At 63.6% G+C, this 10,139-nt stretch carries 8 protein-coding genes; 2 read left to right on the plus strand and 6 right to left on the minus strand.

The window, feature by feature from the left end:
- A partial coding sequence (locus tag ACO48X_RS09235) for an amidohydrolase family protein (RefSeq protein ID WP_485001796.1) occupies window positions 1-377 on the minus strand: 377 nt, incomplete at its 3' end.
- A 239-nt stretch (window positions 378-616) separates the two neighbouring features.
- Between ACO48X_RS09235 and ACO48X_RS09240 the strand changes: the two genes are divergently transcribed.
- Entirely contained in the window at window positions 617-1,408 is a 792-nt protein-coding gene (locus ACO48X_RS09240) for an IclR family transcriptional regulator (RefSeq protein ID WP_485001797.1), read from the plus strand.
- On the opposite strand, the gene ACO48X_RS09245 is transcribed toward ACO48X_RS09240, so the two are convergent.
- The 4 genes from ACO48X_RS09245 to rpsA all read right to left on the minus strand — a co-directional run bounded on the left by ACO48X_RS09245 (window position 1,405) and on the right by rpsA (window position 7,318).
- Window positions 1,405-2,943 carry an NCS1 family nucleobase:cation symporter-1 gene (locus ACO48X_RS09245; protein WP_485001798.1) on the minus strand — a complete coding sequence of 513 codons (1,539 nt, stop codon included), beginning with the start codon at window positions 2,941-2,943 and terminating at the stop codon, window positions 1,405-1,407. The two genes, ACO48X_RS09240 and ACO48X_RS09245, sit on opposite strands and share 4 nt — an antisense overlap.
- A 250-nt stretch (window positions 2,944-3,193) precedes the next feature.
- Complete coding sequence (locus ACO48X_RS09250; RefSeq protein WP_485001799.1) at window positions 3,194-3,970, minus strand: aspartate/glutamate racemase family protein; 777 nt, start codon at window positions 3,968-3,970, stop codon at window positions 3,194-3,196.
- Entirely contained in the window at window positions 3,967-5,469 is a 1,503-nt protein-coding gene (locus ACO48X_RS09255; protein WP_485001800.1) for an NCS1 family transporter, read from the minus strand. Before ACO48X_RS09255 ends, ACO48X_RS09250 begins: the two co-directional genes overlap by 4 nt.
- A 388-nt stretch (window positions 5,470-5,857) precedes the next feature.
- Window positions 5,858-7,318: a 30S ribosomal protein S1 gene (gene rpsA, locus ACO48X_RS09260; RefSeq protein ID WP_485001801.1), complete on the minus strand. Its 1,461-nt coding sequence runs from the start codon at window positions 7,316-7,318 to the stop codon at window positions 5,858-5,860.
- 189 nt (window positions 7,319-7,507) lie between these two features.
- Here rpsA and ACO48X_RS09265 point away from each other — a divergent pair, with 189 nt between their 5' ends.
- The gene (locus ACO48X_RS09265) at window positions 7,508-8,314 is read left to right on the plus strand and encodes a class I SAM-dependent methyltransferase (RefSeq protein ID WP_485001802.1); all 807 of its coding nucleotides are present in this window, start codon (window positions 7,508-7,510) and stop codon (window positions 8,312-8,314) included.
- Here the strand turns inward: ACO48X_RS09265 and ACO48X_RS09270 are convergent.
- Window positions 8,308-10,139, minus strand: a 1,832-nt coding sequence (locus ACO48X_RS09270; RefSeq protein WP_485001803.1) for a DNA polymerase, incomplete at its 5' end; no start/stop codon positions are given. The genes ACO48X_RS09265 and ACO48X_RS09270 overlap by 7 nt on opposite strands.

Below are 10,139 nucleotides of genomic sequence, written 5' to 3' on the forward strand. Positions count from 1 at the left end.
CAGAAGCCGACGTCCATGGAAAGCTTGCCGCGCGCCGCCTCTTTCTTCAGTTCGAGGTTTTCGAGCGAGGTGGTGCACGGGCTCGAATTCAAGGGCATGTCGACGAGGGTCGTGAATCCTCCCGCCGCGGCGGCCCGGGTGGCCGTCTCATACCCTTCCCATTCCGTGCGGCCCGGTTCGTTGACGTGAACGTGAATGTCGATCAGACCCGGCATCAGAGCCTGGTCGTCGGGAATGAGCACTTCCTCGTCGGCTTCCCACGGGGCGTCCTTTTCGAGGATTCCAACCACCGTGCCGTCTTCGACGGCAATCGCCGCGGGCTTTTCGCCGCCGGGAAGCACGACGCGCTCGGCGCGCCAAATTTTCCTGGTTGCCATTGGTGTTTCCCTTTCTAAATCGTCGTTGATCTGGGAACTTCGCGCTCTCTTTCCACGATTCTAACGCAAAATTCCACGATGCGGAAGCGGAAAGAAAACGTCGTTTTTATTTTGTTTTGATTTTGTCAGTTATGTTTTGACGTTCTTATCATTTCTGAGCTTGTGAGGCATGCGCTGCTAGCCGCAGACCTAGCCATACCGATGCGGTAGGCTACGTAAGTCAGCCTAAGGAGCAGCTTATGTCCACCGAGAAGCAAACCTCGCGATCAAATTCCACGGTTCAGGCTGTGAGCCGTGCCTTCGGCATACTCGAGATCGTCGCCTCGGCCGGTTCGCCGATCAGCATGACGGACATTTGCAAACAGGCGAAGCTGCCGAGGCCCACCGCCCATCGCCTCCTGCGCACGCTCATGGCCAGCGGTTACATCTATCAGACGCCGCACAGGAAGTATGCCCTGGGCACCCGGCTCATCTCGCTTTCGCGCTATGCGGGCGGCGCCCTCGGGGTGGCCCTCCGCCCGATTCTGACGAAAGCCGTCGTCACCCTGGACGAATCGGTTTCTGTGGCGATGCTCGACCAAGACTATGCGCGATACATCTCCCACGTCCCCTCCGAGCGCGCACGGCGCATGTTCACCGAGGTCGGAAACCAGGTCTCCCTCCACGCCACCGGGGTCGGCAAGGCGATTCTCGCGGCCATGCCCCATGCTCAGGCTCTCGCGACGATCGAACGGACCCAGCTGCGTGCCTTCACGCCGACGACGATCACCGACAAGGACGAACTCATACGGGAAATCGAACTGACCCGCGAACGCTCCTACGCGCTCGACAACGGCGAACACGAACGCGGGCTGCGCTGCGTGGCCGTTCCGGTTCCCGGCGATCTGTATCTCGCCGTCTCCGTTTCGGCCCCCGCCGAGCGCATCACGGACTACCTCATCAAAAACTCGATAGTTCCAACGCTGTACTGCACAGCCGACGACATCGCCGGCGCCCTCTCGGCGGAGGCCGACCGCCCCGCTCAATTTTAAGCCTGGACGGCCTCGTTCGCGTTCTCGGCTTCGGCGTCCGATGCGGCGGCTACGGACTTGCGAAGGGAATCGTCGTTCCTCATCGTCAGGTAGGTCAGAAGGCCGCCGAGGGCCGCGCCTATGAACCACGAGAAGGAGGAGGCGGCCTCGAAGAACGGCATGTCAAGGGCGGCCTTGCCTCCCTTCGCAAAGGGGCCGTCCGTCTTCGCGAGGACTCCGAGGATCACGAAGGCCGCGGAGACGATCGAGGATCCCACGGTCACCCATATGGCCTTCATGTTCCAGCCTTTGGCGTAGGTGTAGTGCCCCTCTTCCTTGAACAGATCCAGCACGAGGACCTTCTGCCTGCGCAAGATGAAATAGTCGACCATGATGATCCCGAACAGCGGTCCGAGCACCGCCCCGACTCCTTCAAGGAAGATGTTGACGACAACGGGGTTCTTGAACAGCTGCCAGGGAAGGATGACCAGGGCGATGCAGGCCGAGATTAGGCCGCCCTTCTTGAAGTCGATGTGCTTGGGGGCGGCGTTGGCCAAGTCGTACGCCGGCGAGACGAAGTTTGCCACGACGTTGATGCCGAGGGTCGCCACCGCGAAGGTGATCGCCCCGAGGATCGCGGCCAGCACCGAGTCGATGCGGCCGACCACCTCGACGGGGTCGTAGACGTACTTTCCGTGGGCTTTGAGGGGTCCCGCCGTGACAAGCACGGAGACCACCGAGAAGGCGATGAAGTTGACGGGAAGCCCCCACAGATTGGCCCGCGTGACCGAACGGCGATCTGGCGCATTGCGCGAAAAGTCGCAGAAGTTGAGCATGAGCGTGGAGAAGTAGCTGACCGTCAAAGCCGTGGCCGCGAGGAATGCGTGAAGCGTTCCGAACTTCGGCGTCGCATTGCTGAGATCGAGGTTCACCTGCCAATCGGCTTGGTAGAGAATGTAGACGGTGAGAAGAGCCATGACCACCCACACGGCCGGCCCCGCCCAGTCCTGGAAGCGGCGAATCGTCTCCATGCCGTTGCGCAGCAGCAAAAGCTGGAGCGCCCACATAAGGAGAAAGGCTACCCATCCGATCAGCGACAGGCCCAGGATGTCCGTCGTTGTCCAGGCGGTGCCTTTGAGGTCGGGAACGAGCTTGAGCACGAGGATGACGACGGCGTGGGAGGCGAGATAGGTCTGGATGCCGTACCAGGCGATGGCGACGAAGCCTCGGATGAGCGCGGGGACGTTGGCGCCGAAGGTGCCGAAGGCGATGCGCGCGAGAACCGGGTACGGCAGTCCCGTCGCCTGCCCCATCCAACCTGAGAGGTTCATGAGCATGAAGGCTATGATGATGCCGAAAGTCAGCGACAAGAAAACGTTTCCGGCGCCCAGCCCCAAGCCGAAGAGCCCCGCGGCGAAGGTGTATCCGCCGATCGAGTGGATGTCCGACATCCACATGGCGAAAAGGGAGTAGAACGTCCAGGTTCGTTGTTCGGCCGGAGCCAGGTCCTCGTTGTACAGCCGTGGCGAAAGGCCCTCGGGAACTTGTGTACTCACGGAATTCCTTTCTGTAGGCGGTTTGCGGCGTCCTCGCCGCAAACCGGCGGCGTCCCTTTCGGAACTCCCCCGCGATGTAAGAGTCGGCCGCAGCCCGCGGGGTGGCGGGAAGGGCCAACGGACCTTTCGGTCCGGTTCGGCTGCGTCCGCTGAATTGCGTGATGCGGACGCCGCCGACTTGTTGCGTGATGGATTTGGTTGTACGTGACAGATTCGGTTGTGCGTGACAGACGCCGCAACGCGGCGGGCTTTAGGCGCGACGGCCCGACGAATCTCGCTGCGCGCTCGATCCGCCTCGTGAGATGTGGCGCGACAGCGGCCAAGAGACGATTGTCTTGGGCCGCGGCGGCGCGTACGTGCGCACCTTCGACGTCTTCAAGCCGAGCCCCACGAGGGATTCGGCGAGCTTGACGGCCGCGGCGACGCCGTCGACCACGGGCGCGCCGGTCCTTTCCTCGATGGCCTTGTCGAGGCCGGCCATTCCCCCGCAGCCGAGCACGATCACTTCGGCGCCGTCTTCTTTCAAAGCGAGCTCGGCCTGCCTGACGATCGCGTCGACCACTTTGCTCTCCTCCCCTTCGAGCTCCAGGACGCCCAGGCCCGACGATCGAACGGAGGCGCAGTGGCTTGACAGGCCGCCCAAAAGCAGGCGCTCCTCGATGAGGGGAACCGCGCGGTCGAGGGTGGTGACCACGGAATAGCGGTAGCCCAAGAGCATCGCCAGATGGGCGGCGGCGTCGGTGATGTCGACGACGGGCGCTTCGACAAGTTCTTTCAGCCCCTCCTGGCCGTGTTCGCCGAATCCGGCTTGGACCACGGCGTCGTAGGGCTCGTCGTATGCGAGGACCCTGTCCATGACGGCGACGGCGGCGAGGTAGCTTTCCATGTTCCCTTCGCACGAGTCGGCGCCGAAGAAGGGCGTGAGGCCGACGATTTCGGTTCCGGGCGACGCCGCGGCCGCGGCTCCCTTGCGGATCGACTCGGTCATCGACTCGGTCGTGTTGACGTTGACGACGAGGATTCTCATGCCTGGCTTCCTTCCTTGCGTTGCGTGCTGCTGAAGGCGCCGGTCTTGCCTTGCGCGCTGAAGGCGCCGTCGGGTTCGCCGCGATCTGCGTCGTCGCCTTCGGTTTCGGAGCGACCCTCGCGGCCTTCAGCTTCGACGTACCGTCTCAAGCTGGAAGGCGCCGTCGTCATGAGCAGATAGTAAATGAGGCCCGCCGGGATGAGCGACGAATACCACGCGACCGACTCAAAGACGAAGGCCACGGCGACGCCGACCAGGGTGGCGACGTAGGCGGCCCAGTTGACGCCCCTGAATCTGCCGTCCTTCTTGTACAGTTCGACGACGTCGAGCCGCTGGCGGCGAATCAGATAGTAATCGACCGCCATGATCGCGAAAACGGGCCCGAGGAAGGCCGAGTAGATCTGGACGAAGGTCTGCAGCCCGTCGGCCGACTCCTTGGAGACCAGCTTCCATGGGAAGGTGGCGATCGAGAGCAGGCCCACAAGGGCAACGGCCGGTTTGAACGGGATCTTGAAAATGTCTTGCAGCACGTAGACCGGGGGCACGACGTTGTTGAGGACGTTCGTCGTCACTTGGGCGAAAACGATGAACAGAAGCGTGACGATGAGAAGGAGTTTGTTGTCGACCGCTCCCGAGAAGACGTCGATGGGGTCTTTGGTTCCGGTGGCCTGCGAGACGATGAGCCCGATGAGCCCCATGAACACCGTGACGGGAAGGATCGAGAAAGCGTAGATCGTGGTCAGCAGGCTGCGGCCCGTTCCCTTCGAGTGCTCGCGTGAATAGTCCGAGACATTGAGGATCATCGTGGCGTAGATGCCCAAGAACAGCATCGTCGCGTTCCAGAACTTCAGGCCCCACGTGCCCTCGTTCCCCGCCCCAAGCGACTCCGAAATCTGGTCTCCGTACTTCGCGACGGTGGAGGCGAACATGTAGATCAGCGAGAGGATGATGAAAACCGCTCCGACGTTCTCCAGCCATTTGATCCCCTCGAAGCCGAAGATGGACAGCAGCGTTTGAAGCCCCAGGAGGACGATGAAATAGAACCAGACGTTCTCGAAGCCGAAGATGATCCCCGAGCACTTCGAGAGCGCCGCGGCTCCGATCCAGCTCTGGAATCCGTACCATACAAGGGCGGGAACGGCTCGTACGAGCCCAGGAAGGGCCGTCCCATGGAAGCCGAAAGACGCCCGCGCGTGAACGACGAATGGGATGCCGTACTTGTATCCGGCCGCCCCGTTGAGCATGAGGCAGAATCCAATGACGAAGCATCCAATCGTCATGGCGACGATCGACTGCAGGAGATTGAGCGTTCCCACCAGACTCGAGCCCATCGTGAACGTTCCGATGGAAACGCATCCGCCAAGCCAGGCGAAAAAGTAGGAGGTCTTGCCCATCGTTCGACGGGTCGTAGGCTGCAAGCTTTCGACAGTGCCGGTGGCCGCGATTTCGGCCCGCTCAGCAGAGGTGACGGCATCGCCGCCAGGGGGTGTTGTCTTCATTGACACATCTCTTCCCTTCAACTTCCGGTAGAACCGGTAGGTTTCCGTTGTCGGCAGGAGAGAACTTCCACGATGCGGAACTAAAGTTCCACATGCCGACATACTCAGGTTAGAGACGCAGCCCACAGCAGGTCAAGGGGCGCGGCCGGGGAATCGACTCCAAGAAAGAATCGGGAAACGCACGGGACGCCGAGCGCGACGAGGGTCCCAATCGATCCGCCGCCCTTGGGAAGCCGGGTCACGCCGCGGGCGCGGGAAGCAAAGGAGGCCCCGCGAAGCCTCCAAACCGCCGTTTCGTGTCCGCACCCGCCTGGGCGCGGACGCAACGAAGGCGCGGGGCTCTGCCGAGCCCCGCGCCTTGGCGACCGGTCCGTCGAGCGGCCAGCCGTCAGTTATTCGTCAGCTTCTCACGCAGCGCGGCGAGAGCCTCGTTGGACACGAGCGTTCCGCCCGTCTCCGAGCCAGACGAGTAAGAAGCCTGAGCCGACTCGGACTCCTCGGGCGCCGGGGCAGCGGCGGCGTCGGCCTCCAACGCCTTGGCGACTTGAGCCTTGTGGGCCTCCCAGCGGGCCTGCGCTGCGGCGTACTCGTTCTCCCAAGCCTCGCGCTGAGCCTCGAAGCCTTCGAGCCACTCGTTCGTCTCGGGGTCGAAGCCCTCGGGATACTTGTAGTTGCCGTCCTCGTCGTACTCCGCGGCCATGCCGTAAAGCGAAGCGTCGAAATCCTCCGAGTGGGGGTCCACGCCTTCGTTGGCCTGCTTGAGCGAGAGGGAGATGCGGCGGCGCTCCAAGTCGATGTCGATGACCTTGACGAAGACGTCCTCGCCGACCTTGACGACCTGCTCCGGCAAGTCGACGTGGCGCTGGGCCAGCTCCGAAATGTGGACGAGGCCCTCGATGCCGTCCTCGACGCGGACGAAAGCGCCGAAGGGCACGAGCTTCGTGACCTTGCCGGGCACGATCTGGCCGATGCCGTGGGTGCGCGCGAAAGTCTGCCAGGGATCTTCCTGCGTCGCCTTGAGCGAAAGGGAGACGCGCTCGCGGTCCATGTCGACGTCGAGGACTTCGACGGTGACCTTCTGGCCGACCTCGACGACTTCCGAAGGATGGTCGATGTGCTTCCAGGAAAGCTCGGAAACGTGGACGAGGCCGTCGACGCCGCCGAGATCGACGAAGGCGCCGAAATTGACGATGGAGGAGATGACGCCGTCGCGCACCTGCCCCTTCTTGAGGTTCGTGAGGAACTCGCCGCGCGCCTGGGACTGGGTCTCCTCGAGCCACGAGCGGCGCGAGAGGACGACGTTGTTGCGGTTCTTGTCGAGTTCGATGATTTTCGCCTCGATCTCCCGGCCGATGTAGGGCTGAAGATCGCGGACGCGACGCATTTCGACGAGGGAAGCGGGAAGGAATCCACGCAGACCGATGTCGAGGATGAGGCCGCCCTTGACGACTTCGATGACCGTACCGGTGACGACACCGTCGGCTTCCTTGACCTCTTCGATCTGCGACCACGCACGTTCGTACTGCGCACGCTTCTTCGAAAGGAGCAGACGGCCTTCCTTGTCTTCCTTCTGGAGGACGAGCGCCTCGACTTGGTCGCCGACTTCGACGACTTCGTCGGGATTGATGTCGTGCTTGATCGACAGTTCCTTCGAGGGGATGACCCCCTCTGTCTTGTAGCCGACATCGAGAAGAACTTCGTCATGATCGACTTTGACGACAGTTCCTTCGATTATGTCGCCGTCGTTGAAATACTTGATGGTTGCATCGACGGCGGCGATAAGGACTTCCTCGGACCCGATGTCGTTGATTGCGACCTCGGGCAGCGAGGCGGGGGTGTTTGCGGTCATGAAATAATGACTCCGATACGGACAATTGTAGAGATATGGATAAATACGATGTGGAAGGCCCACACCAAGTCCAGAGTCTACGGGACGATTCTCGGCTGCGCAAGCGCTTTGTGGCGTCATGACGCGGATAATCTGATCGATTCCCTCAATCGGCTCTGAACCGGGCTTTGTCACACAAAGGAGACTGCCATGTGGGTAGGCCGCGAGCCCCTGGACCCGGACGAACGTCCCAGCGTTGCGCATTCGCGCTGGTGGTCCGCCAACGCCGCGGACTACCTGGCAGAACACGGCGACGTGCTGGGCGAGGCCGACTTCGTGTGGGGGCCGGAGGGACTCGAGGAATCCGAGGCCGAGGTACTGGGCGATCCGTTGGAGCTTCGAGGCTCCCGCATCCTCGAAATCGGGGCGGGGGCGGCCCAGTGCTCCAGATATCTCGCCGGCCTGGGCGCCCGCGTCGTCGCGACCGACGTCTCACTCGGCATGCTGGCCGAGGCCGCGTCGATCAACGCGTCCGCGTCCGCGGAGGCGCCCCTCGTCGCAGCGGACGGGCTCCGGCTTCCCTTCGCCGAGGGCTCCTTCGACGTCGTCTTCACGAGCTTCGGCGTCGTCCCCTTCGTCGAAAACCTAGAGGACCTGTTTGCCGGCGTGGCGAGAGTGCTCGTTCCAGGAGGGGTCTTCGCCTATTCGGCTCCGCATCCCGCGCGATGGATGTTCCCCGACTCGCCGACGAAGCGCGACATGACCGTCACGACGTCCTACTTCTCGTCCGCTCCTTACGTCGAGCGCGGGGACGACGGCGAACTGGTCTACGTCGAATGCCACCACACGCTGAGCGAGCACATGAACGCCCTGACGGCTGCGGGCTTCGCGATCGAACGCGTGTGGGAGCCTGAGTGGCCGAAAGGGAGGGACGTCGTGTGGGGCGGCTGGGGCCCGGAGCGGTCTCCCTGGATTCCCGGAACGCTCATCGTCCGCGCAAAACGGAGGCGTCAGTGAGCGGCCTCGCGCCAAGACGAACCCACGCCTATGCCCACGGAAAGCGGAACCGCCAGCTCGACGGCATTCTCCATTTCCCGCCGGACGATCGCCTCGACGGCCTCGCGCTCCCCCGGCGCGATTTCCAGAACGAGCTCGTCGTGGACCTGCAGCAGGACGCGCGAGCGCATCCCCTTCATCGAATCGACCACGGCGACCATGGCGAGCTTGACGATGTCCGCCGCCGATCCCTGGATCGGGGCGTTGAGGGCCATGCGTTCGGCCGCCTCCCGCGCCTGCCTGTTGGTCGAGTTGAGATCGGGAAGATATCGGCGGCGTCCAAGGATCGTCTGAGTGTATCCCTCTTTGCGGGCCTCTTGGACGAGGGAGTCGAGATACGTGCGCACCCTGCCAAAACGTGAGAAGTAATCGTCCATGAGCGCCTGCGCCTGGGCCACCGAAATGCGCAGCTGCTTCGACAGCCCGTAGGCGGAGAGCCCGTAGGCCAGGCCGTAGCTCATCGCCTTGATGTGCGAGCGGTCGTCGGCCGTGACCTTCTCCTCAGGAACGCCGTAGACGCGCGAAGCGACGTAGGTGTGCAGGTCCGCGCCCTCGCGAAACGCCTCTATGAGCTCGACGTCGCCCGAAAGCGCCGCCATGAGCCGCATTTCGATCTGCGAATAGTCCGCGGTCATGATCGATTCATAGCCCTCTCCGGGCACGAAGGCGGCGCGGATGCTGCGGCCCTCCGCGGTCCGCGCATGGATGTTCTGAAGATTGGGGTCGGTCGAGGAGAGCCTGCCGGTTGCCGCCGCAGTCTGCTGGAACGTCGTGTGTATCCGTCCGTCGCGGACCGACCGCTGAAGGCCGATGACAGACTGGCACAGTTTGACGGCGTCGCGGTGCTCAAGGAGGGAGGCGAGGAACTGCTGGCCGGCGAGGGCCCTGTCGTCTTCGCGTCCGGCGATGCTCACGGCGAGGTCCGCGAGGGCGGCGGCGTTGGTGGTGTGGCCGGATTTAGTCTTGCGCGTCGGCGGCAGTCCCAGCTGGTCGAAGAGGACCTCCTGAAGCTGCTTGGGACTCGACAGGTTGACCTCGCGTCCGATGGCGTCGTAGGCCGAGCGGGCCGCCGCGAAGACCCGCCCGTCGAAGTCCTGTCTCAACTGTTCGAGAAGGCCTTCGTCCACGGCTATCCCCGCGTCCTCCATTCCCCCGAGCGTGCGGGAAACCGCCATCTCGAGGTCGAGCAGGGCGCCGTCCTCCCCCCTTTCGGCGAGTTCGGAGTCGAAGGCTTCGGCGAGCTCGACGAGGGCCGCGGCGGCCGCCGCTCCGTCGTCGGAGTCGACGTCGTCGAAGAGCGTCGCCTGGCTCTTTCGGCCCTCGATTTGTCTGCCCAGATAGCGGATGACGAGGTCGTCGAGGTCGTAGACCCGCTGGTCCGGATGCAATAAATAGGCTTGGAGAAGCGTGTCGCGGCGCACCCCGTCGAGTTCCACGCCGATGTTGCGAAGCGCGTGCCCCGCACCTTTCGCGCCGTGAAAGACCTTGGGACGGCCCGGATCGGCCAGGAAGGCGCCGAGGGCCTCGGCATCGTCCTTCCACTGGCGGACCCACGCCTTTCCGCCGGGGGCGCCGACGGCCACCGCCCCGCCCGAAGGCAGGGCGCCGGGATCGACGAGGACGACGCCGAACGGGCCCTCGGCCTGCGCGAGCCACTCGGCGAAGGGCTCGCGCGAAACGGAGACCTCCGCGGCCTTCTCCGACGCGTCGGCGCCTCCCCCGCCGCGCGCCGGGATTTCGGCGAGCACCCTGCTGCGCAGATTGCGGAAGCCGAGGGTGTCGAACA

This window comes from Peptidiphaga sp., assembly GCF_057238965.1.